Raw genomic sequence first — 21,746 nt, 5'->3', positions numbered from 1 at the left:
TTGTGCACGCTGTTGAGTTCTCAAGGATCGGACGCTCCTGACCTCCACCGAAACCGGCATCACTCAGGGCCACACAACCATCACAATCACCCCCGCAACCAGCGGAAAGCAACCTGTATAACTTACCATCCCGGCGGCGTTTGTCTAACCAATCGAAGCGAGCTAAAAGCGCGCACCAACCGGTCCGGACGAAACTGACGGAGTGGGTTTTCCATCCGAAGATCTGAAGACGAAACCCTGTGACAGGTGAATCGCTGTGTGACTTCGGAGTTTGTTCCTCTTGAGGCCGGGAAGCTGTGGGGAGTTGATCCGCACCGGGCTTTCCGCACCTTTGGGGTGACAAGAGATGACTTTACGTGCATGTTGGCCAACGGACGAAATTTGATCGCATCCCGGGCGTGTCGTGAATTCGCACCCGAGCCCAGCCCCCGCCCGCGACAGCTACCCGACGATGAAGATGCCGGCGAGAGTTTTCTTGCCGCGACGCAGCACTGCCACATTGCCCTGCAAGACTCCGCCTCCCACCACAGCCTGGTCATCGGCGACAGCAATGTTGTTGAGATACACCCCGCCCTGCGCGATCGCTCGTCTGGCTTCACTCGAACTGGAGACGAGTGCCGTGTCGACGAGGAGCTGCACGATCGTGGTGTCAGCAGTTGCGTCGACATGGGCGAGCTCGCGAAGAGCTGCGGCGAGGGTGGCCTCATCCAACGATCCAAACTCACCCTGGCCGAATAGAGCCGCAGATGCCGCGATGGCCGCCTCGGTCGCGTCCCTGCCGTGAACGAGCGTCGTCACGTCGAATGCCAGGACCTTTTGCGCCTCCCTCCGGAAGGGCGCCTCTGCAACCGCCGTCTCGAGCGCAGCGATCTGGTCGCGCGCGAGAAAGGTGAAGATCTTCAGCCGACGGACGACATCCGAATCATCGGTATTGAGCCAGAACTGGTAAAACGCGTAGGGACTGGTCATCGCGGGGTCGAGCCAGACGGCATTTCCCTCGCTCTTACCGAACTTGGTGCCGTCGGAGTTGGTGATCAGGGGTGTACCGATCGCGTGCACGCTCACACCCTCGGCCTTGTGGATGAGGTCGGTTCCGCTCGTGAGATTGCCCCACTGGTCGCTGCCTCCGGTTTGGAGCACGCAGTCGTAGCTGCGGTAGAGCTCGAGGAAATCCATCCCCTGCAGGATCTGGTAGCTGAATTCCGTGTAGCTGATTCCGGCGTCGGAATTCAAGCGCGCGCTCACCGCATCCTTCTTCAACATCGTGCCGACGCGAAAGTACCTGCCGACGTCACGCAGGAAGTCGATCGCGCTCAGCGGGGCCGTCCAGTCGAGATTGTTGACCAGTCGTGCCGCGTTGTCACCCTCGAAGCTCAGGAACTTCGACACCTGCCCCTGAAGGTAACCCACCCACTCGGTGACGGTCGCCTCATCGTTGAGGGTGCGTTCGGCAGTCGGCCGGGGATCCCCGATCAGACCGGTCGATCCTCCGACGAGCCCGAGCGGCTTATGGCCGGCCAACTGAAGGCGGCGCAGCAACAACAGTTGCACCAAATTTCCGAGATGAAGACTCGGCGCGGTCGGATCGAACCCGCAGTAATACGTGATCGGTGGCCCCGCCAGCAGTGTCTTCAGTTCATCGGCATTCGTGGAGACGTGCACGAGTTCACGCCACGTGATCTCCTCCCAGATGTCAGGGAAAGATGGGTCGTTCTGCTGGATCGTCTCGGCTGCTGGCACGCCATAACCGTAGCGGAGACTCGCCGGGCTAACCGGTGCGGGTCGAATCCGTCACTGGCTGCTCCGAGGACCGTGGCGGGTACACCCACGTGACCAGCACCACCGAGATGATCATGAGCAGGAACCACGGACCGCGTCTTGCCAGAGCCACCTGTCAGCCGTTAGACGCGCACCATCCACAGGTCGATCGCGGTGTAGATGGATCCGCCGCAGAATGGGACTCCCCCGATGTGCAGAACGCCGTCGCCCACCCGCAGCCACGATCCGATGCCGGTCTTGAAGCGTTCCATGCCCGTGCCCTCGATGTGGAACAGGATGATCACCCGAATCTCACGCCACCCCTCGAGTCTCGTGGCAACCATCGCCACCTCGATCGCCGCCCGGGCCATAACCGGGAAGTCGTTCAGGCTTCGGGCTCAGAAAAACGAGATTCCGTTGAGGGCCATGACGACGAGACCGCCCACGATCAACAGGAAACAGACGACGACAGTGATGGTGATGGCGCGGCGTGACATCCCGCGTCTCCACCAGCCGGGATCCTGGTCTCGGTGCAGCGTCATCGTGCCACCGTAGCGGAGGAATCACGGATAGCCGGTGTTGCCGGTCAGCGGTGCCGTGGCACGTGGGCCTTGTACGGCAAAACCGACGGTTCCCCGGGCATCCAGAATCGCCAGGGAAAGGATGCACGGCCACCGTCACCGGACACCCCGGTTCGTGGACCCTGCTCGAACGCCTGGGGTTCTTCGGCCAGCTCCAATCGGATGCGGGAAACGGCGAGGTCCGCTCCCCCATCGGTCAGGGTGATCCCGAGGGCGACGCACAACCGGCCCGGGCCGCGGGCGAGATCCCGGTCGGAGCGGCTGGTCGTGCGGCGGGACCTGGCGAGCTCGACTCCCTCGACGACCTCTCCGGCGCGCAGGAGCACTGCCGACGCGACTCCATCGGGCGAACACACGACATTTGCGCACACATGCATGCCGTAGGTGAAATAGGTGTATAGGTGACCGGGCGGCCCGAACATGACCATGGTGCGCGGGGTCGGTCCGCGAAACGCGTGGGACCCCGGATCATCCTCGCCGAGATAGGCCTCCACCTCGGTCAGTCGCACCGTCACCGCGCCGACCGTGATCGTTGCGCCGAGCAGTCGCGGAGCCACCTCGGTGGCGGGCAGCGAGAGTAGCTCGATCAGAGCAGTCGACCCGTCGCGAGGGCGCGAACCCGATTGGTCAGCTCGATGCGCTGCTCCGCGACCCGCTCCGGCGCAGTTCCGCCCACCCCGCTCCTGCTGGTCACTGAACCGCGGATGGTGAGCACGTCACGCACCTCGCCTGTCAGGTGAGCGGAGATGCTCGCATACTGCTCGTCCGTGGGCTCATGGAGTTCGAGGCCCTCCTGTTCACACAGCCTCACGAGGGCTCCGCTGATCTCGTGGGCCTCGCGGAAGGGAACGCGTTGTCGCACGAGCCAGTCTGCGACATCCGTCGCGAGGGAGAATCCCATGGGGGCAAGCTCAGCCATGCGATCGGTGTCGAAGCTGAGGGTTGCGACCATGCCGGTGAAGGCCGGTAACAGCACCTCGAGTGTCTCAACCGAGTCGAAAACCGGTTCTTTGTCTTCCTGCAGGTCCCGGTTGTAGGCGAGGGGCAGCCCTTTGAGGGTGGCCAGCAACCCGGTCAGGTTGCCGATCAGCCTGCCCGACTTTCCCCGGGCCAGTTCCGCAATGTCGGGGTTCTTCTTCTGCGGCATGATCGACGAGCCCGTCGAGTACGCATCGTGAAGCCGCACGAAACCGAATTCGCGGGTGTTCCAGATGATCAGCTCCTCGGCGAATCGCGACAGGTCGATTCCGACCTGGGCGGCGATCCACGCAAATTCGGCGACGACGTCGCGACTCGACGTCGCATCAATGGAGTTCTCGCCCGGGCGGCTCAGGCCGAGCTCCCGGGCGACCAGGGCAGGGTCGAGCCCCAGGCTGCTGCCGGCAAGCGCGCCGGCACCATATGGCGAGGTGGATGCCCGAACGCGCCAGTCACGCAGGCGCTCGAGGTCGCGCACGAGCGGCCACGCATGCGCGAGCAGCTGGTGCGCGAGCAGCACGGGCTGGGCGTGCTGGAGATGCGTGCGCCCGGGAAGGATCGCCTCGCCACTCTTCTCCGCCTGCGCGTTGATCGCATCGATCAGGTCGACTACGAGATCGCCGATGGCTGCCGCGTGGTCGAGCAGGTACATCCGCACGAGGGTGGCGATCTGGTCGTTGCGGCTGCGCCCCGCTCTCAATCGGCCGCCAAGCTCGGCGCCGACGACGCCGATGAGCGCCGACTCGAGGGCACCGTGAACATCTTCGTCATCGGGCTGGGGCTGCAGTTCACCGCTGTCGACGCGACGCAGCACCTCGACGAGCCCGGAGTGCATGGCCTGCTCCTGCTCGCTGTCGAGATACCCGGCCGCGGCGAGCGCTTTGGCGTGTGCGTGGGATCCGGCGATGTCATAGGCGGCAAGCTGCCAGTCGAAATGCGTCGAGCGACTCAGCCGGGCGAGCTCGGGCGACGGGCCGCTGGCAAACCGCGCACCCCACAGTGAACCCTCGCCTGTCTTACCCTCGGTGGAATTCGGCACAGGCATCCCGACTAGCCGCGAAGGTCGCGGCGCGCGCTGATCTTCGACGGCAGCGACCAGATCTCGATGAATCCCTTCGACAGCGACTGGTCGAAGGTATCGCCCGTGTCGTAGGTGGCGAGGCTGAAGTCGTACAGGCTCTGCTCGCTCTTTTGGCCGGTGACCGTCGCGCGGCCGCCCTGCAGCTTCAGGCGGATCTCGCCGCTCACGTACTTCTGCGTGTCGTCGATGAAGACGTCCAGCGAGCGCTTGAGGCCCGAGAACCACAGTCCGTCATAAACGAGGTTCGACCATTCAGCTTCGACACCGCGCTTGAAACGGCCGAGGTCGCGCTCCAGGGTGAGTGCCTCCAGTGCCTCGTGCGCTTCGATGAGGGCGATGGCCCCGGGCGCTTCGTAGACTTCGCGGCTCTTGATGCCCACGAGGCGGTCTTCGACGACGTCGATGCGACCGACACCGTGCTTGCCGGCGAGCGCGTTGAGCTCTTCGATAATGGCGAGAGCACTCAGCTGCACACCGTCGATGGCGACAGGGATGCCCGACGCGAACGTGATGATGACCTCGTCAGCGTCGCGAGGGATGGACGGGTCTTGGGTGTACTCGTACAGGTCTTCAATCGGGGCGTTCCACGGATCTTCGAGGAAGCCCGTCTCGACGGCTCGACCCCACACGTTCTTGTCGATCGAATAGGGGTTCGCCGCAGACTGGCGGATCGGGAGGTTGTGCTGCTCGGCGTAGATGATCGCCTTATCCCGAGTGAGAGCCAGGTCACGAACGGGGGCGATGCTCGTGAGCTCGGGCGCGAGAGCTGCCACCGCTGCCTCGAAGCGCACCTGGTCATTACCCTTGCCCGTGCATCCATGGGCGACGCTGTCAGCACCGAGCTTCTTGGCGGTGATCGCAAGGTGCTTCGCGATGACCGGCCGGCTGAGCGCCGAGACCAGCGGATAGCGCTTCTGGTACATCGCGTTGGCCTTGAGGGCCGGCATCAGGAAATCATCCGCGAACTCATCTTTCGCATCGACGACGATCGACTCCACTGCGCCGCAGTCGAGTGCACGCTGGCGAATGTCATCCATGTCTTCGCCACCCTGGCCCACGTCGACGGCGAGAGCCACGACCTCTTTGCCCGTGGCATCCTTCAACCACCCGATGCCTACCGAGGTATCGAGGCCACCGGAATAGGCGAGGACGACGCGTTCTGTCATGATTCTGGGTTCCTTTGCTGGGGGGTTGCTGGATCAAGCCTATCGGCGCGCGGTGGTCGGGTTGCGCTGCGGGATGCCACGGCCAGCAGCCACTCGAGCGGGCCTTTTCCGATGAAGATCTTCCAGAGTGAGGCCGCGGCGAGCGCCACGACGACGAAGATGATCCACAGCGAGTTGTCATCCTCACCGGGCACACTCGCGCCGATCATCGCGATGACGACGATGTGCACCGTGTATACCGTCAGGGCCATCGACCCGACGGCAGCGAGCGGAAACAGGGGCCGGTGGATGACCCGGCTCGCGTAGAGGCAGATCCCGAGTACTGCAAGCGCGAATCCGAGGGAGCCGACGACTTCGAAGGGGCTGCCGCTGTGGGGCTCCGTCGTGGCGATGGATGACGCGCCCAGCGTGGCGGCCGCGAACTCCCCCACGCTGTACCCGAGCGTGGCAAGCATCGCGCCGAGAATAAGCAGCCCTCCCTGAACAGAACGCGCTGCGAGATCGAGCCGACCGATACCGAGGCCGACGAGCACGAAAGCGATCCACAACAGCGCCGGATAGCTGCCATTGAGGAACAGGTCCGAGGCCAGGGCGATCCCCTCGTTAGGTGGATCACCGAGCAGCGGACCGACGGTGGCGAGAAACAGGGGCACGGCCACGGCGATGACGAGCGCGCTGCCGAATAGTGCCAGTGGTGGCATTCGCAGGAACGGGAGCGCCATCGCGAAGAGCATCGCGTACACCGGGAGGATCACGGCGACATTGGTGCCGAGCGCTATGAGCAGCCCCCCTATGACGAACACGAGGAACGCGCGAACGGCCAGGCGCAGCCTGACCCGGGAAAGGTCGACGCCCGACACCACCGTCGTGCGGCCCGACATGATCGCGATCGACACCCCGGCCAGCGTGGCGAACAGGATCGACGACCGACCACTGACCACGTCGGACCACGTGTCGGGCTCGAGCCAGTCGAACGGCATGATCACGCCGATGTGCGCACCGAACATCCCGAGCACGGCCAGCCCGCGCGCGACATCGATGCCGACAATCCGCGTGTCAGAGGTCAACCAGCGCGCTCCAGCAGCCAGACCATGAGCGCCTTCTGGGCGTGGAGGCGATTCTCGGCCTCATCCCAGATGACGCTCTGGGGGCCGTCGATGACCTCCGAGGTCACCTCGTACCCGCGGTCGGCGGGAAGGCAGTGCAGGAAGATCGCATCGCTCTTGGCCAGCGCCATGAGCTCGGCGTCGACCGTGAAGGAGCTGAGCGCGGCGACCCGTGCTGCCTTCTCGACCTCTTTCCCCATGGACACCCAGGTGTCTGTCACGACGACGTCTGCGCCGGCGACGGCCGCGAGCGGGTCGGTGTAAAGCGTCACCGATCCGCCGGTCTGCACGGCGATGGCGTCGGCATCCGCGACGATGCGGCTATCCGGCATGTAGTCGGCAGGGCACGCCACGCGTACATGCATTCCTGCCGTCGCTCCCGCGAGGAGGTAGGAGTGCACCATGTTGTCGGCTCCATCACCCAGGAAAGTGACGGTCAACCCTGTGAGCGCGCCCTTATGCTCCCTGATCGTCAGGAAGTCGGCGAGCAACTGGCACGGGTGGAATTCGTCGCTCAGGGCGTTGATGACGGGCACCGTAGTATTCGCCGCCATCTCGATCAGGCCGGACTGCCCGTAGGTGCGCCACACGATCGCGGCAACCTGGCGCTCGAGCACGCGCGCGGTGTCTGATGGGCTCTCTTTGCCGCCGAGCTGGCTATTCGCCGTGGAGATGATCAGGGGCACACCACCGAGATCGGCGATTCCCACAGCGAATGACACGCGCGTGCGCGTCGATGACTTGTCGAAGATGACGGCGACGGTCTGCGGGCCCGCGAGGGGCTTGAGAGCCCAGCGATCCGCCTTGATTTCTGCGGCCAGATCGAGGATCTCGGCCTGCTCGGCGGGGGTTAGGTCGTCATCACGCAGGAAGTGGCGGGTCACGATGTTCCTTTCGATGCGCTGGCGAGCAGCGCGCTGGCGAATTTCTCGATGAACTCCGCGACCTCGGCGTCACCGATGATCAGCGGTGGCGCGAGACGGATGCTCGAGTCATTGGGGGCGTTGATGATCAGGCCACGTGCCGCTGCCTCGGTGACGACGGCACTGGCGACAGGGGACGACAGCCCGACACCGATAAGTAGGCCCTTGCCACGCACCTCATCGACCAGTGGCAGCCCGGCGATGGCGGCGTTGAGCTCTTCCCCGCGCCTGGCGGCGTTCTCGACCAGTCCAGCTCGCTCGATCTCGCCCAGCACCGCGTTCGATGCCGCAGTGACGAGCGGGTTGCCCCCGAACGTGCTGCCGTGCTGGCCTGCGATCAGTAGATCGGATGCCTCACCGAAGGTCACGAGAGCACCGATCGGCACTCCACCGCCGATACCCTTCGCTGCCACTATGGCGTCAGGGACGATGCCGTCGTGCTGGAACCCGAACCACTCGCCGGTGCGTCCCGCACCCGTCTGGATCTCGTCGATGATCAGCAAAGCGCCGTGTGATGCGGTGATCTCCCTGGCTGCTGCGAGGTATCCGGCCGGCAGGTCGATGACTCCTGCCTCACCCTTGATCGGCTCGACGATGAGAGCCGCGACATCCGGACCCATGGCCTTCTCGAGCGCCTCGATCGTCGATTCGAGATGAGAGACATTGGGCAGCAGCGGCTCGAAGGCCTCACGCAGTGACGCTTTGCCCGTCAGCGAGAGCGCCCCCATGGTGCGACCGTGAAAACTATTCTGCAAACTCAGGATGCGCGGCCGCCCGGTGCGCCTCGCGAGCTTGATCGCGGCCTCGATGGCCTCGGCTCCTGAATTTGCGAAGTAGACCCGGCCGCGCTCACCGGCACCGGACAGCCGGCGCAGGCGTTCGGCGAGTTCGAGCTGCGGGGGCGTGGCGAAGTAGTTGGACACGTGGGCGAGTGTCGCGATCTGCCGGCTGACCGCCTCCACGAGCACGGGATGCGCGTGGCCGAGCGAGTTGACCGCGATGCCGGACAGGAAGTCGAGGTACTTCGTCCCCTCGGAATCCCAGACGTACGCACCCTCGCCGCGCACCAGCTCGGCACTGGGAAGTGCTGCGGATTTCATGATCCGCTCTGAATAGTCGTGCTGCCAGGTCATGCCGGTACCACCTCCGTGCCGATTCCGCTCTGGGTGAAGACCTCGAGCAGGATGGAATGCTTCTCACGACCATCGATGATGGCCGCCTTCGCTACTCCCCCGACGACCGCATCCCGGCAGGCCGACATCTTGGGGATCATGCCGGAGGTGAGGCTCGGTAGAAGAAGCTCCAGCTCGGTGGTCGTGATGACACTGACCAGGGAATCGCGGTTCGGCCAGTCGTTGTACAGGCCCGCCACATCGGTCAGGATCACGAGCTTGGCGGCGTTCAGTGCGATGGCCAGCGACGCTGCCGCCGAGTCGGCGTTGACGTTGAGGAGCCCATCCGGCCCCTGCGCCACGGTCGAGATGACCGGGATGAGTCCCTGGTCGAGAGCGGCGATCACACTCGCGGTGTCTACCTCGGTGACCTCACCGACGAGCCCGAGGTCGACGGTCTCACCATCGACGACTGCTCCCCGGGTCACACCGGTGAACAGCCCGTGGTCGTCACCGGAGATGCCGCGCGCCAGATCACCATGATCACTGATGCTGTGCTCGTTGACCAGGCGCACAAGTTCGCCGCCGACCTGCTCTGCGAGCACCTGCCTGATCACGCCGATGCTCTCCGCGGTCGTGACCCGGTAACCTCCGCGGAATTCACTCGGGATGCCACGGCGCGTGAGCTCGGCGGTGATCTGTGGCCCGCCACCGTGCACCACCACGGGCTTGACTCCGGCATAACGCAGGTAGACCATGTCTTCGGCAAACGCACGCTTGAGGTCATCGTCGATCATGGCGTTGCCGCCGAACTTGACGACGATGATCTCATCGTGAAATCGCTTCAGCCACGGGAGGGCTTCGATGAGCACGGCAGCTTTGGCAGCGGCCTGGTTCTGGGCCCGGTTGTCAGAGAGATGCGGCATCAGCTGGAGTACGCGCTGTTCTCATGCACGTAATCATGCGTGAGGTCGTTGGTCAGGATGGTCGCGGTAGCTGTTCCCGATTTGAGATCGACCAGCAGGTCCACCCTGCGGTTCGTGAGATCTACATCGGTGCGCGGCCGGTCGGGGGCGCCCTCGTGGCAGACCCGAACCCCGTTCATCGAGACGTCGACGTCGTACGGGTCAAACGCGGCATCCGTGGTTCCGATCGCGGCCAGCACCCTGCCCCAGTTGGGGTCGTTGCCGAAGATCGCAGCCTTGAAGAGGTTGTTGCGGGCGATGGAGCGACCCACCTCCACGGCGTCGTCTTCTGTCGCGGCGCCCGTCACTTCGATGCGGATGTCGTGGCTCGCGCCCTCGGCGTCGCCCTGCAGCTGTTCGGCCAGGTCGAGGCAGACCTCCGTCAGCACGGCGGTGAACGCATCGAGCGGGGGCTCCACTTCCGAGGCGCCCGACGCGAGAAGCGACACCTGGTCGTTAGTCGACATGCAGCCGTCGGAGTCGAGCCTGTCGAAGCTCACGCGGGTGGCGCTGCGCAGCGCGATGTCGAGCTCTGCCGACGAGAGCACGACATCGGTCGTGATGACCACGAGCATTGTCGCGAGCCCCGGCGCGAGCATGCCCGCACCCTTCGCCATGCCGCCAACGGTATAGCCGTTGCCCAGCCTGATCGACCGCTTCGGTTTCGAGTCCGTGGTCATGATGGCCCTGGATGCCTCGTCGCCGTGATCCCCCAGAGCCGCCGCCGCGACGGCGACTGCCGGCAGCAATTTGTCGAGCGGGAGTTGATCGCCGATGAGACCGGTGGAGCACACGAGCACGTCGCCCGAGCTCACGTCGAGCGCGGAGCCGACGGCTTCGGCTGTCGCGTGTGTCACCTGGAAGCCCTGCGCCCCGGTAAAGCAGTTGGCTCCACCCGAGTTCAGCACGATCGCCGACACCGTGCCGTCGGCGATCACCTGCTTCGACCAGATGATCGGATTCGCGAGTGCCCGGTTGCTCGTGAAAACGGCGGCCGCATTCATGAGCGGCCCCCGGTTGACAACCAGTGCGAGGTCGAGCCCGCCGCTCGACTTCAAGCCTGCCTCGACGCCCGAAGCCTCGAAGCCTTTCGCTGCTGTCACACTCACGGCGCTACCCCATCCACGGAAAGTCCTGTCGTCTCTGCAAAGCCCAGCGCGATGTTCGCCGACTGGATGGCGGCACCCGCGGTGCCCTTGACGAGATTGTCGATGGCCGAGATGACGACGACCCGACCGGCCGCCTCGTCGACGGCGAGGCCGATGAGTGCCGTGTTCGCGCCGAGAGTATCGGCCGTCCGCGGGAACTGGCCAGCGGGCAGAACGTGCACGAACGGCTCCGCGGCGTACGCCGTTTCCCAGGCTTCGCGAACCTGCGATTCGGTCGTTCCCGGCACGAGCTTCGCCGTGCTGGTCGCGAGGATGCCGCGACTCATGGGCACGAGCACGGGGGTGAACGAGATGCTGACGTCAACCCCTCCCGCCATCTGCAGATTCTGGCGAATCTCGGGGTTGTGACGGTGCACACCGCCCACCTGGTAGGCATTCGCCGAACCCATCAGCTCGCTGCCGAGAAGCTCGGTCTTGGGCACCCTGCCCGCCCCGGATGGTCCCACCGCCAGCACGGAGACGAGGTCGTCTCCGAAAATGACGCCGGAGTGGATGCCCGGGGCGAGGGCGAGCGTGATCGCCGTGACGTTGCATCCGGGAACCGCAATGCGGGTGGCACCCCTGAGAGCATCACGCTGCGTGCCGGTCTGAGTGAGCAGTTCCGGCAGTCCGTATGTCCAGGCGCCGAAGTACTCGCCGCCGTAGAACTCCGCCCAGTCGGCCTCGCTCTCGAGTCGGTGATCGGCCCCGCAATCGATGACGACGGTGCCCGCCGACAGTGCGGCGGTGACCTCCCCGGATTTGCCGTGCGGCAGGGCCAGGAAGACGACATCGTGGCCTGCGAGAGTCGCGGCATCCGTCGGCTGGAGCTGCAGGTGAGCGAGCGAACGAAGGTGAGGCTGCAGGGTGACCAGCGGCTGGCCGGCGTTCTGGAATGCGGTGACCGTGGTCACCTCGAACTCGGGGTGAGACGAGAGCAGCCGCAGAAGCTCACCACCCGCGTAGCCACTGGCACCAGCCACGGCGACGGAAAGAGACATGACACTACCTTAACGAGAGGAGGGACGAGGGGAGTGCTGCGGCGCCGTTCACGAGAGCCGACCCTGCTCGCGGGAGCAGGTGGCTGCGGAGGGGAACGTCGCCTATCGTCGCTCGTCGGGCTGGCGTCGCAGCCCGGGTGCACGACCCGCCGAGAGACGCAGCCTGAGGCGTGCGTCGGTGGCGGGAATCGTGATCACGCTCCGACAGTACTGCACTGTTGCTGGCTGGAGCGAATCGCTAGCCTTGCGGCGAAAGCCCAATCGAACCCCGGCGCCGGCGATGGCGACGGCAACATCACCCAGGACGTCATCGCGAAGGTCCTGTCGACTACGGCACCCATCGTGATCGGCTGGCTCGCCTCACAGTTCTTCGGCAAGAAGCAGGCCTTACCGGCAGAACCCGCTGCCGCACCAGCATCGCCCGGCGGAACAGGCGACCTGCTCGGCGACCTGCTCGGTGGCGGGAAAAGGTAGGCGATAAGCGCTACTCGCGCAGGACCGCTCCCATCATCGTCGTGGCGAGAGCAACCGCGGCGGTCTTCGCTTCGGTCGCCTCCGCTGCCGTCAGGGTGCGGTCGGTCGCCCGGAACCTGAGGGCGAACGTCAGTGACTTGCTGCCGTCGGGAATCCCCGCACCGCGGTAATCATCGACAAGCGCCACATTCTCGAGCAGTTCGCCGGCACCCTCGACCAGCACTGCCAGCAACTCGCCGGCACGCACCGCCTCGGGCACGACGAGGGTCAGGTCCTGCGTTGCGGCGGGATAGGACACGATCGGAGTCGGGGCGATCTGCTCGGCGCCGAGCTCGATGAGTGCGTCGAGGTCGAGTTCGAGCACGGCGACAACCCTCGGCAGGTCGAGTTCTGCCGCTAGTGATGGCAGCAGCTCTCCCGCGTAGCCGACCACACGGTCACCCGATCGCAGCTCGGCCGTTCGACCGGGGTGCATAGCCTGGTGGGTTCCCGTCACGACGGTGAGTGGTGAGGCGAGCACTGCTGCGAGATGCTGTGCGGTGCTGATCGCATCCGACAGCCCGCGCTGGATAGACGGTTGTCCAGGCTGCTTAGCGACGGCGTCACCGACAAAGAGGGCCGCGACATGCCAGGGCTGTGCGGGGATGCTGCCGCGCAGTTCGTCCAGTACCTCTGGCAATGGATACGCGTTACCTGCGGGAAGCGCGTCGCTGCCGTAGCTACGCCCCGACTCCGGCAGGAACACGGTGCCGACCTCGAAGATGGCGAGATCAGTGAGCCCACGCGACAGGTTGCGCCTCGCGACGGTCACCAGCCCGGGGAGCAGGGAAGTCCGGAGCCAGGCGGCTTCGGAGTCGATCGCGTTCGCGAGCTTCACGGCCGGAATCGTGCCCGCGATGGGCGAACCGAACAGGTCATTCGACGCCTGGTTGAGGAACGGGTACGCGAGCACCTCGGTAAGCCCGGCAGACGCGAGCGACGCAGACGCTGAGCGACGCAGTCGCTGCTCGCGCGTCAGTCCACGCCCGGGGGGCGCCACGGGGAGCACCGAGGGGATGCGGTCGTAGCCGACGATCCTGGCCACTTCCTCGGCGAGGGTGGCGCGGTCGGTGAGGTCGGGGCGCCAGGACGGCGGCGTCACAGAGAGACCGTCGGCTGCGGCATCCACGAGGCAGCCGATGTCGGTGAGGGCACCGGTGATCTCGTCGGCGCTGAACTGCGCACCGATGAGCCCGGCGATGTAGCCATCGGGCAGCGCGATCGGTGTGCGTGCGGTGGAGTCGTCGAACACGGAGCCGAGGGATTCAGCCGTTCCCGCCCCCAGTTCGACGAGCAACTCGACGACACGGGCGGCGGCGACTTCTGCCACCGCGGGATCGACTCCGCGCTCGAAGCGGCGAGATGCCTCGCTCGGAAGTTTGTGGCGTCGGGCCGTGCGCGCGATCGAGGTCGGATCGAAGTTCGCGGCCTCGACCAGCACGTTCGTCGAGGCCGGATCGATCTCGGTCGAGGCGCCCCCCATCACGCCAGCAAGGCCGATCGGGCCGGAACCGTCAGTGATCAGCAGGTCTTCGGTGCTGAGGTTTCGAGACCTGTCGTCGAGGGTCGTCAGGGTCTCCCCCGCGATCGCCCTGCGCACAACGATGCCGCCCGAGAGCTTGTCGAGGTCGTAGGCATGCGTGGGTTGGCCGAGCTCGAGCATCACGTAGTTCGTGATGTCGACGGTGAGCGAGATGCTCCGGATGCCGGCGAGCCCGAGCCTCGCGATCATCCAGGGCGGGGTGGGCCTTGACGCGTCGATGCCGCGCACGACGCGAGTCACGAAGACGGTGGCGCCTACCCTGCCGCGGATCGGCGCGACGTCGTCGACCGTGACCGCGAATCCGGTGCCAGCCACCGGCGTCGGCGCAAGGGCCGGGTCGCGGAACGTCGCGCCGGTGGAATGGGAGTATTCGCGGGCGATGCCGCGGATCGAGAACGCGTAGCCGCGGTCGGGCGTGACATTGATCTCGACGGCGAAGTCATCGAGACCCAGCAGCGGCACGGCTTCGGTGCCGACCACGGGGTCGAGACCGAGGCTCGAGAGCAACAGAATGCCGTCGTGCTCCTCGCCCATGCCGAGCTCGCGGGCCGACGCCATCATCCCGTCGGACACGTGGCCGTAGGTCTTTCGCGCGGCGATGGGGAACGGCCCCGGGAGCACCGCGCCAGGCAGCGAGACAACGACCTTGTCGCCCACGGAGAAGTTGTGCGCTCCGCAGACGATGCCGCGGGGTTCGGTGTCACCGACATCCACCTGGCACCAGTTGATGGTCTTGCCGTTCGACTGGGGCTCGGGAGTGAACTCGAGAACCTGGCCGACGACGATCGGCCCGGACAGTTCGAAGCCGTGGACGTCTTCTTCCTCGAAGCCGACCTTCACGAGGGCGGCATGGATCTGCTCGTGCGTGACATCCAGCGGGATGTCGACGAACTCGCGCAACCAACTGATGGGAACGCGCATCAGACCACCATCCCGAACTGCTGTGAGAAGCGGATATCGCCCTCGACCATGTCACGCATGTCATTCATGTCGTTGCGGAACTGCAGCGTGCGCTCGATACCCATGCCGAACGCGAAACCCTGATAGACGTCGGGATCGACACCAGCGGCGCGCAGCACATTGCTGTTCACCATGCCGCAACCACCCCACTCGACCCAGCGCGCACCGCCCTTGGCGTTCGGCTGCCACACGTCCATCTCGGCGCTCGGCTCGGTGAACGGGAAGTAGTTGGGGCGCAGGCGGATCTGCGCATCCTCGCCAAACATCGCGCGCGCCAGGTGCTCGAGGGTACCGCGAAGATTCGCCATCGTGAGCCCCTTATCAATCGCGATGCCCTCTATCTGGTGGAACACCGGCGTGTGTGTCGCATCGAGCTCGTCTTTGCGGAACACCTTGCCGGGCGAGACCACGTAGACCGGCAGCTCACGGGCCAGCAGCGAGCGGATCTGCACGGGACTCGTCTGCGTGCGCAACACGAGGTGGCTGTCGATCGGGTCGACGAAGAATGTGTCCTGTTCGCTGCGAGCCGGATGGTCTTCGTCCATATTCAGCGCATCGAAATTGAACCACTCATTCTCGAGCTCTGGCCCGTCGCCGATCTCCCACCCCATGGCGATGAAGACATCGCTCATGCGTTCCATGAGCAGGCTGAGCGGATGCCGCGCGCCGGCGTTCCAGCGTGACGCCACAGCCGTGACATCCATCGCCTCGTCGGCAAGTCGCTGGCTCTCCTCTGCGACGGCGAGCTCGGCCTCGCGCGGGGCGAACGCCTGGCCGACCCTGGCCCTGGCCTGGCCGACGAGCTTTCCTGCCGCCGCGCGATCGGCCGGATCGATCGACTTCAGGCTGCCATTGAGTCGTGCGAGTGGGGATGAGTCACCGGCGTGTTCGGCACGGGCGGCCCGCAGTTCTGACATGGAGGTCGCGGCGGCGACAGCAGCCAATGCCGCGTCGACGACCTCGGCTACTGCACTCGCGGTGATGGGGGTGGATTCTGGCACAACACCAAAGTTTAGTCAGGCTACGGCTGGTACCCCGTGTCGTGGTCGGATCTGGCACCGGGCACGCTCAGTGGATCACTCGCGCCCGCCATGCCTGCTCCGCCCAATTGGGCGATGATCTTCTCGGTGCGCCTGCTCTTGCCGCCGCCGCGACCTGCGGCCGTGCGGCGCGCAACGAATCGCGCGATCCAGGAGAGTGCCATGTTGACGGCGAGGTAAACCGCCCACACCACGAAGAAAAGCGTGAAGAGATAGGTCGGACCGAAGGTGGTCGGCCCCTGCTTGAGCACGACGTTGAGCAACTCCTGGTAACCGAGGATGTACGCCAGCGACGTGTCTTTCAGCAGGACGACGAGTTGGGCGATGATGATCGGCAGCATCTGGCGGAACGCCTGCGGGTATTCGATCGAGAATCGCGTCTGAAGTGGGGTGAGGCCCACCGCGAGCCCCGACTCACGCTGGCCCCGGGGAAGTGATGCGATTCCCGCACGGAGAGCCTCTCCGATCACCGCTCCGTTGTAGACGGCCAGGGCCCCGACACCGGCCCAGAACTGGCCGGTCGAGAACACCAGCAGGATGAAGAGCATCATGAGCAGCACGGGCATCCCGCGCAGGAACTCGATCAGCACGATCGCCGGAATGCGGATGGCGGCCGTTGTGGCCGTGCGCGCCATCGACAGCAGGATGCCGAACGTGATGGCGAACACAGCGGCTACGCCAGCCATCAGCAGCGTCGCAGAAAGACCCCTCCACACGGCGCGGTACAGGGCCCTGTCGCCCAGGAGGTCCCAGCGACTTCCATCGAAGACACCCGGCTGGGCGACCCCTCCAGCATTGATCCGGGGCTGGGAGAGGAAGACGAAAATCGCGATGAGCCCGGCGGCGATGAGCAGGCCGCCGACGATGGAGAAGATCAGGGAAAGACGGCGGGCCCTGGGCCCGGGAACGTCGTAGAGCACGCTCATCGTTGCACCATGACCCTTCGTTCGAGCAGGTTGGCAGCTTGCCCGAGCGGCACAGTGATCACGAGGTAGAAGACGGCAACCGCGACAAGGATGGTCACCGTCGCGTTGCCATTGAACTGGATGACCTGGCGCGACACTGCAACGAGTTCGAGCACGGCGAAACCCGCGGCAACCGAGGTGTTCTTGGTCAGTGCAATCAGCACGTTGATGAGGGGAGGAATGACCATCCGGATCGCCTGGGGCAGGATCACCATCGTCAAAGTCTGACCGAACCCGAGCCCGATCGCGCGAGCCGCCTCGGCCTGGCCCACGGAGACGCCATTGACCCCGGAGCGCACAGCCTCAGCCACGAAAGGCGAGGTGTAGACGGTGAGACCGATAGTTGCGGCGATCGCATAGTCGAACCGAACACCGAGCTGCGGCAGAACGAAGGCACAGAAGAAGAGCACGAGAGTGAGCGGAGTATTGCGGATGATCTCTGTATAGACGGTTGCAAAGCCACGGAAGGCGGGAACGGGTGAGATGCGCATGGCCGCGACCAGGGTGCCGATCATGAGGGCGCCGATGCCCGAGACGACAAGAAGGCGAAGTGTCATAAGGAAGGCGTCGACGAACCTGGGAAGGTTTTCGATGATGGCATCCATGGGTCTCCTCTCGGGTCAGGTGGTGATGTGGCTGGGTGCTGCTGGGGGGTTGGGTGCTGGTGGCTGGGAAGCGGCCCACCCGGTAATACCGGGTGGGCCGCCTGTCATGTTCGCCTAGTAGCGGTCGACTGCGGGCGGGTCTGGCAGCGGAAGCTCCGCTCCCGCGGTCTTGTTCCAGGCCGCGGCCCAGTCACCATCGTCATACGACTCTTCGAGCACGTCGTTGATGAACGAGCGGAACTCGGTGTCATCCTTCGCGAGGCCGATGCCATAGGGCTCCTCGGTGAACGGAGCGCCGACCACCTCGAACTCACCGGCGCTGTTTGCGGCAAGACCCGCAAGGATCACATTGTCTGTCGTCGCGGCAACGACCGCACCCGAACTCAGCAGGGGCAGGCATTCGGCGTACCCGCCAAGAGATGTGATCTGGTCCGTGTACTCAGCAATGTTCGCCTCTGATGTTGAACCCGCGACCGTGCAGACCGGCTTGCCCGCGAGGTCTTCGGGGCCCTTGATGCCCTCAGGATTGCCCGCGACAACGAGGATGTCCTGACCGGCGTTGTAGTACGGACCAGCGAAGGAAATGACTTCTTTTCGCTTGTCGTTGATCGTGTAGGTCGCAACGACGATGTCGACCTGACCCGACTGGATGAACGGTTCGCGGTTCGCGGACACCGTTTCGGTCCATGTGATGCCGCTCTCGGCAATGCCAAGCTTGGATGCGATGAGCTTGCCGATCTCGACGTCGAATCCCTGGGGATCGCCGCTGCCGTCGACCTGGCCGAAGAGCGGCTGGTCGAACTTCGTGCCGATGGTGATGGCGCCAGCCTCGTTGAGCGCCGCCATAGTCGACCCTGCTTCGAAAGTCACCTCCGCGACGGGAGCCTCCGACTCGCCGGCGGTCGGGGCACCTGAATCGGTGCACGCGCTCAGCGCAAGCACGCCGGTAAGCGCGATGGCTGAGACCATCAGACCTTTTTTGAGTCTCATGTTTCCTCCTGGTTGCTGTGGTTCTTGCCCACTGGTTAGTGGGTAAGCACTTTCGAGAGGAAGTCCTGCGCTCTCGGGCTCTGGGGGTTTGTGAAGAACTTCTCCGGGGTGGCTTCCTCGACGATCTCGCCATCGGCCATGAACAGCACGCGCTTGGCAGCTTTGCGAGCGAAGCCCATCTCATGGGTGACTACGACCATCGTCATGCCGTCTTTCGCCAGCCCGACCATGACATCCAGGACCTCATTGATCATCTCGGGGTCGAGCGCCGAGGTCGGCTCGTCGAACAACATGACCTTCGGGTCCATCGCAAGCGCCCTCGCGATCGCAACACGCTGCTGCTGGCCACCGGACAGTTGCGATGGCATCTTCGCGGCCTGGTCCGCGACACCGACGCGGTCGAGCAGCTCCATCGCGCGTTTGTCAGCGTCGGATTTGGAGCGTTTACGAACCTTCAACTGCCCGAGGGTGATGTTTTCGAGCACAGTCTTGTGCGAGAAGAGATTGAATGACTGGAACACCATGCCGACATCCGCTCGCAGCTTCGCGAGCGCGGCGCCCTCGGACGGCAGCGCCTGTCCGTCGATCGTGATGGTGCCATTGTCGATCGTCTCGAGACGGTTGATGGCACGGCAGAGCGTTGACTTTCCTGAACCGCTCGGCCCGATAACGACGACTACCTCGCCACGATGGATGGTCGTCGTGATGTCTTTCAATACGTGAAGTTCACCGAAATGTTTGTTGACATGATCGACGACAATCAGTGGCTCCATAATGCCACCCAACCACATCCCACGAACGGGGGTCAACCGAGCTGAGGATTCGTAACCCCAGCGTGACACCCCGCAAACATGCGATTCGTGCTACACCGAGCGCTGGGCGAACGCGCTTTCATAGAGGCACACCGACGCGGCGGTGGCCAGGTTCATCGACTCGGCGTGACCATAGATCGGCACGCTGATGGCCCGGTCAGCAAGGGCGAAATGCTCGTCAGAGAGCCCGCGAGCTTCATTGCCGAACAGCCATGCGGTCGGCCCGCTGAGGGTGCCAGCAGTGCGCTCCACAAGGAGGTCGACGCCCTTGATGTCGGCCGCAATGACCTGCAGCCCAGCGCCTTTCGTTTTCTCGAGCACGGCTTCGAGCTCGACGCCGACCGCAACCGGAATGTGGAAGAGGGAGCCGGTCGTCGCTCGGACGACTTTCGGGTTGTAGAGGTCGACGCTGCGCCCGGTGAGGATGACCGCGTCGGCACCTGCAGCATCCGCGGCCCGGATGATCGTGCCGGCGTTACCCGGATCGCGCACCTCTTCGAGCACCGCGATGAGCTTCGGCTCGCCCCCGAGAATGTCTTTGAGGGACGTCGGGAACTGGCGACAGACCGCGATGACTCCCTGTGGGGTGACAGTGTCTGCCATCGCATCGATGACATCCTCCGTCACGAATTCGACCTCGAGGCCCGCCTCGGCGGCCATGCGGGCGATCGCCCCGTGCCGCTCCGATGCGGTGGGAGTTGCGAACAGCTCAACCAGGAGTTCGGGCCTGAACTCCAGCGCCTCGGAAACAGCCTGGGGGCCCTCCAAGAGAAAAAGCCCGGTCTCGGACCGGGCATCCCTCTTCGCCAGCTTGGCGACAGCTCGGACCCTGGGAGAACGTGGATTATCGATCATGGGCTCAAGCTTATGTGCGCGCTGCAGCCTTGAAAATCGCACCAGCGATTCCGCGGCGCCATCGTGTGCCCGCGGGGTAATGACAGAAACCCCGGGCAGTTGCCCGGGGTTTCTGACGGTAATGGAGCCCGATCAGGCGCTGACGCGCGGTGCACTCGTGTCGGCCGGCAAAGCCGCCTTCGCCGTGGCAACGATCGCCGCGAACGTGGCAGGCTCGGTGACAGCGAGGTCGGCGAGGATGCGACGGTCGACCTCGATGCCAGCCAGGTTCAGGCCCTGGATGAGGCGGTTGTACGTGAGGCCGTTGGCGCGTGATGCCGCGTTGATGCGCTGGATCCACAGGCGACGGAAGTCACCCTTGCGGGCACGACGGTCACGGTACGCGTAGACGAGGGAGTGAGTGACCTGCTCCTTGGCCTTGCGGTAGAGGCGCGAACGCTGTCCACGGTAACCCTTGGCACGCTCAAGTATGACGCGACGCTTCTTGTGGGCGTTGACTGCCCTTTTTACTCTTGCCATTGTTCTGTTCCTGACCCTTACTTACCGAGAAGCTTCTTGATGACCTTGGCGTCCTGCGGAGCAAGGACCTGTTCCTGGTTCAGTGAGCGCTTGCGCTTGCCGCTCTTGACTTCCAGGTTGTGTCGCATGCCAGACTGCTGCTTCATGACCTTGCCGGTACCGGTCAGCTTGAAGCGCTTCTTGGCACCGGAGTGCGTCTTCTGCTTAGGCATCTTTTTCCTCTTCTTTGGTTGGTACTGCTGCTGCCACCGGGGCGGGAGCCGCCTCGGCTACGTCTGGGATGCTCGGTGCTGCGGCCGGAGCCGCGTCTTCCTGTGCACGTGCCGGCTTGTTGGCGACCTTGCGAGCGTCAGCCTCTGCCTTCGCCGCTGCTTTCGTCTTGTGCGGGCCGATCACCATGACCATGTTGCGGCCGTCGATCATCGGGGTCGATTCCACGGAACCGAACTCCGAAACATCTTCGGCAAATCTCTGGAGCAGGCGCACGCCCTGGTCGGGGCGGGACTGCTCGCGCCCGCGGAACAGGATCATGGCCTTGACCTTGTCGCCAGCTGCGAGAAACCCCTCGGCGCGCTTGCGCTTCGTCTCGTAGTCGTGGGTGTCGATCTTGAGGCGGAAGCGAACCTCCTTGAGGATCGTGTTCGCCTGGTTACGCCGGGCTTCCTTGGCCTTCTGTGCCTCTTCGTACTTGAACTTGCCGTAATCCATGATCTTGGCAACGGGAGGCTTGGAATTGGGAGCAACCTCAACCAGATCCAGGTCTGCCTCCACAGCCAGACGTAGAGCGTCTTCGATACGGACGACACCGACCTGCTCGCCGTTGGGGCCAACAAGACGGACCTCCGGAACGCGGATTCGGTCATTGGTACGGGGATCGCTGATGCGTGTTCTCCTTCTAGTACGTGTAGTCGCGACGGTTGTCGCACGGCACGAAAGAGGGAAACCCTTGATCCACCCTGCTATTCGATCATGCGACTAACTACTTCGTGCAGCTAGACATGTTGTGCGGCTATTCGCACAGCTACTGCACTGTTCATATGGCCGCTGCATCAATCAAACGGGGTGTAACAACCCGGTAACCTTGAGAAGCGGTTGACAGGTGGGAGAATCTCCACTTTCTTAGCC

The 21,746-nt window shown here is 64.5% G+C and carries 23 protein-coding genes; 1 reads left to right on the top strand and 22 read right to left on the bottom strand.

What is annotated here, in order from left to right:
* Positions 1 to 441: 441 nt before the first annotated feature.
* The 12 genes from tyrS to argC form a co-directional block, all read right to left on the bottom strand.
* Positions 442 to 1,740 carry a tyrosine--tRNA ligase gene (tyrS, locus tag IEW81_RS10075; protein WP_097059762.1) on the bottom strand — a complete coding sequence of 433 codons (1,299 nt, stop codon included), beginning with the start codon at positions 1,738 to 1,740 and terminating at the stop codon, positions 442 to 444.
* Between the two features lie 161 nt (positions 1,741 to 1,901).
* The gene (locus IEW81_RS10070; protein WP_097059761.1) at positions 1,902 to 2,129 is read right to left on the bottom strand and encodes a DUF817 family protein; all 228 of its coding nucleotides are present in this window, start codon (positions 2,127 to 2,129) and stop codon (positions 1,902 to 1,904) included.
* Positions 2,130 to 2,156: 27 nt separating this feature from the next.
* Entirely contained in the window at positions 2,157 to 2,300 is a 144-nt protein-coding gene (locus tag IEW81_RS10065) for a hypothetical protein (RefSeq protein ID WP_179691763.1), read from the bottom strand.
* A gap of 44 nt (positions 2,301 to 2,344) precedes the next feature.
* Positions 2,345 to 2,929 (bottom strand): DNA-3-methyladenine glycosylase, encoded by a 585-nt coding sequence (locus tag IEW81_RS10060; RefSeq protein ID WP_097059760.1) that lies wholly within the window; start codon positions 2,927 to 2,929, stop codon positions 2,345 to 2,347.
* Positions 2,926 to 4,362 (bottom strand): argininosuccinate lyase, encoded by a 1,437-nt coding sequence (gene argH / locus IEW81_RS10055; RefSeq protein ID WP_097059759.1) that lies wholly within the window; start codon positions 4,360 to 4,362, stop codon positions 2,926 to 2,928. Before argH ends, IEW81_RS10060 begins: the two co-directional genes overlap by 4 nt.
* A 5-nt stretch (positions 4,363 to 4,367) precedes the next feature.
* Positions 4,368 to 5,564, bottom strand: a complete 1,197-nt coding sequence (locus tag IEW81_RS10050; protein ID WP_097059758.1) for an argininosuccinate synthase — start codon at positions 5,562 to 5,564, stop codon at positions 4,368 to 4,370.
* Positions 5,561 to 6,631, bottom strand: a complete 1,071-nt coding sequence (locus tag IEW81_RS10045) for a heparan-alpha-glucosaminide N-acetyltransferase domain-containing protein (protein WP_097059757.1) — start codon at positions 6,629 to 6,631, stop codon at positions 5,561 to 5,563. Before IEW81_RS10045 ends, IEW81_RS10050 begins: the two co-directional genes overlap by 4 nt.
* The gene (gene argF / locus IEW81_RS10040) at positions 6,628 to 7,554 is read right to left on the bottom strand and encodes an ornithine carbamoyltransferase (protein ID WP_097059756.1); all 927 of its coding nucleotides are present in this window, start codon (positions 7,552 to 7,554) and stop codon (positions 6,628 to 6,630) included. Before argF ends, IEW81_RS10045 begins: the two co-directional genes overlap by 4 nt.
* Positions 7,551 to 8,726, bottom strand: coding sequence for an acetylornithine transaminase (locus IEW81_RS10035; RefSeq protein WP_097059755.1), 1,176 nt, complete (start codon positions 8,724 to 8,726; stop codon positions 7,551 to 7,553). Before IEW81_RS10035 ends, argF begins: the two co-directional genes overlap by 4 nt.
* On the bottom strand, positions 8,723 to 9,631 hold the full coding sequence (gene argB, locus IEW81_RS10030) for an acetylglutamate kinase (RefSeq protein WP_097059754.1): 909 nt from the start codon (positions 9,629 to 9,631) through the stop codon (positions 8,723 to 8,725). The genes IEW81_RS10035 and argB overlap by 4 nt, the downstream gene beginning before the upstream one ends.
* Positions 9,631 to 10,779, bottom strand: a complete 1,149-nt coding sequence (argJ, locus tag IEW81_RS10025; protein WP_097059753.1) for a bifunctional glutamate N-acetyltransferase/amino-acid acetyltransferase ArgJ — start codon at positions 10,777 to 10,779, stop codon at positions 9,631 to 9,633. The genes argB and argJ overlap by 1 nt, the downstream gene beginning before the upstream one ends.
* The gene (gene argC / locus IEW81_RS10020) at positions 10,776 to 11,819 is read right to left on the bottom strand and encodes an N-acetyl-gamma-glutamyl-phosphate reductase (protein ID WP_097059752.1); all 1,044 of its coding nucleotides are present in this window, start codon (positions 11,817 to 11,819) and stop codon (positions 10,776 to 10,778) included. The genes argJ and argC overlap by 4 nt, the downstream gene beginning before the upstream one ends.
* A 33-nt stretch (positions 11,820 to 11,852) precedes the next feature.
* Between argC and IEW81_RS10015 the strand changes: the two genes are divergently transcribed.
* Complete coding sequence (locus IEW81_RS10015) at positions 11,853 to 12,293, top strand: hypothetical protein (protein WP_097059751.1); 441 nt, start codon at positions 11,853 to 11,855, stop codon at positions 12,291 to 12,293.
* Positions 12,294 to 12,303: 10 nt separating this feature from the next.
* Here IEW81_RS10015 and pheT read toward each other — a convergent pair whose 3' ends face one another.
* The 10 genes from pheT to infC form a co-directional block, all read right to left on the bottom strand.
* Positions 12,304 to 14,796, bottom strand: coding sequence for a phenylalanine--tRNA ligase subunit beta (gene pheT / locus IEW81_RS10010; protein ID WP_097059750.1), 2,493 nt, complete (start codon positions 14,794 to 14,796; stop codon positions 12,304 to 12,306).
* Positions 14,796 to 15,836 (bottom strand): phenylalanine--tRNA ligase subunit alpha, encoded by a 1,041-nt coding sequence (gene pheS, locus IEW81_RS10005; protein ID WP_097059749.1) that lies wholly within the window; start codon positions 15,834 to 15,836, stop codon positions 14,796 to 14,798. Before pheS ends, pheT begins: the two co-directional genes overlap by 1 nt.
* A gap of 20 nt (positions 15,837 to 15,856) precedes the next feature.
* A complete protein-coding gene (locus IEW81_RS10000; RefSeq protein WP_097059748.1) occupies positions 15,857 to 16,801 on the bottom strand; it encodes an amino acid ABC transporter permease in 945 nt (314 codons plus the stop codon).
* A complete protein-coding gene (locus tag IEW81_RS09995) occupies positions 16,798 to 17,445 on the bottom strand; it encodes an amino acid ABC transporter permease (RefSeq protein WP_097059747.1) in 648 nt (215 codons plus the stop codon). The genes IEW81_RS10000 and IEW81_RS09995 overlap by 4 nt, the downstream gene beginning before the upstream one ends.
* 114 nt (positions 17,446 to 17,559) lie before the next feature.
* Complete coding sequence (locus IEW81_RS09990) at positions 17,560 to 18,435, bottom strand: glutamate ABC transporter substrate-binding protein (protein ID WP_097059746.1); 876 nt, start codon at positions 18,433 to 18,435, stop codon at positions 17,560 to 17,562.
* Between the two features lie 35 nt (positions 18,436 to 18,470).
* Positions 18,471 to 19,208: an amino acid ABC transporter ATP-binding protein gene (locus IEW81_RS09985; protein WP_097059745.1), complete on the bottom strand. Its 738-nt coding sequence runs from the start codon at positions 19,206 to 19,208 to the stop codon at positions 18,471 to 18,473.
* 90 nt (positions 19,209 to 19,298) lie between these two features.
* Positions 19,299 to 20,102: a TrmH family RNA methyltransferase gene (locus tag IEW81_RS09980; protein ID WP_097059744.1), complete on the bottom strand. Its 804-nt coding sequence runs from the start codon at positions 20,100 to 20,102 to the stop codon at positions 19,299 to 19,301.
* Between the two features lie 132 nt (positions 20,103 to 20,234).
* The gene (rplT, locus tag IEW81_RS09975; protein WP_097059743.1) at positions 20,235 to 20,621 is read right to left on the bottom strand and encodes a 50S ribosomal protein L20; all 387 of its coding nucleotides are present in this window, start codon (positions 20,619 to 20,621) and stop codon (positions 20,235 to 20,237) included.
* A gap of 17 nt (positions 20,622 to 20,638) precedes the next feature.
* Positions 20,639 to 20,833: a 50S ribosomal protein L35 gene (gene rpmI, locus IEW81_RS09970; protein ID WP_097059742.1), complete on the bottom strand. Its 195-nt coding sequence runs from the start codon at positions 20,831 to 20,833 to the stop codon at positions 20,639 to 20,641.
* Complete coding sequence (infC, locus tag IEW81_RS09965) at positions 20,826 to 21,503, bottom strand: translation initiation factor IF-3 (RefSeq protein ID WP_097059741.1); 678 nt, start codon at positions 21,501 to 21,503, stop codon at positions 20,826 to 20,828. Before infC ends, rpmI begins: the two co-directional genes overlap by 8 nt.
* Positions 21,504 to 21,746: the final 243 nt, after the last annotated feature.

This window comes from Salinibacterium xinjiangense (assembly GCF_014645015.1).
GTDB lineage: Bacteria > Actinomycetota > Actinomycetes > Actinomycetales > Microbacteriaceae > Rhodoglobus > Rhodoglobus xinjiangensis.
The sequence above is the reverse complement of the archived record's forward strand: the minus strand, read 5'-3'. Positions and strand labels throughout refer to the sequence as shown.

Excerpts from the sequence above, each read along its gene's own strand:
- IEW81_RS10070 (WP_097059761.1), bottom strand. The coding sequence starts at position 2,129 with ATGGCCCGGGCGGCGATCGAGGTGGCGATGGTTGCCACGAGACTCGAG.
- IEW81_RS10065 (WP_179691763.1), bottom strand. The coding sequence starts at position 2,300 with ATGACGCTGCACCGAGACCAGGATCCCGGCTGGTGGAGACGCGGGATG.
- argH (WP_097059759.1), bottom strand. The coding sequence starts at position 4,362 with ATGCCTGTGCCGAATTCCACCGAGGGTAAGACAGGCGAGGGTTCACTG.
- IEW81_RS10050 (WP_097059758.1), bottom strand. The coding sequence starts at position 5,564 with ATGACAGAACGCGTCGTCCTCGCCTATTCCGGTGGCCTCGATACCTCG.
- IEW81_RS10035 (WP_097059755.1), bottom strand. The coding sequence starts at position 8,726 with ATGACCTGGCAGCACGACTATTCAGAGCGGATCATGAAATCCGCAGCA.
- argB (WP_097059754.1), bottom strand. The coding sequence starts at position 9,631 with ATGCCGCATCTCTCTGACAACCGGGCCCAGAACCAGGCCGCTGCCAAA.
- argC (WP_097059752.1), bottom strand. The coding sequence starts at position 11,819 with ATGTCTCTTTCCGTCGCCGTGGCTGGTGCCAGTGGCTACGCGGGTGGT.
- pheT (WP_097059750.1), bottom strand. The coding sequence starts at position 14,796 with ATGCGCGTTCCCATCAGTTGGTTGCGCGAGTTCGTCGACATCCCGCTG.
- IEW81_RS10000 (WP_097059748.1), bottom strand. The coding sequence starts at position 16,801 with ATGAGCGTGCTCTACGACGTTCCCGGGCCCAGGGCCCGCCGTCTTTCC.
- IEW81_RS09995 (WP_097059747.1), bottom strand. The coding sequence starts at position 17,445 with ATGGATGCCATCATCGAAAACCTTCCCAGGTTCGTCGACGCCTTCCTT.
- IEW81_RS09990 (WP_097059746.1), bottom strand. The coding sequence starts at position 18,435 with ATGAGACTCAAAAAAGGTCTGATGGTCTCAGCCATCGCGCTTACCGGC.
- IEW81_RS09985 (WP_097059745.1), bottom strand. The coding sequence starts at position 19,208 with ATGGAGCCACTGATTGTCGTCGATCATGTCAACAAACATTTCGGTGAA.
- IEW81_RS09980 (WP_097059744.1), bottom strand. The coding sequence starts at position 20,102 with ATGATCGATAATCCACGTTCTCCCAGGGTCCGAGCTGTCGCCAAGCTG.
- rplT (WP_097059743.1), bottom strand. The coding sequence starts at position 20,621 with ATGGCAAGAGTAAAAAGGGCAGTCAACGCCCACAAGAAGCGTCGCGTC.
- rpmI (WP_097059742.1), bottom strand. The coding sequence starts at position 20,833 with ATGCCTAAGCAGAAGACGCACTCCGGTGCCAAGAAGCGCTTCAAGCTG.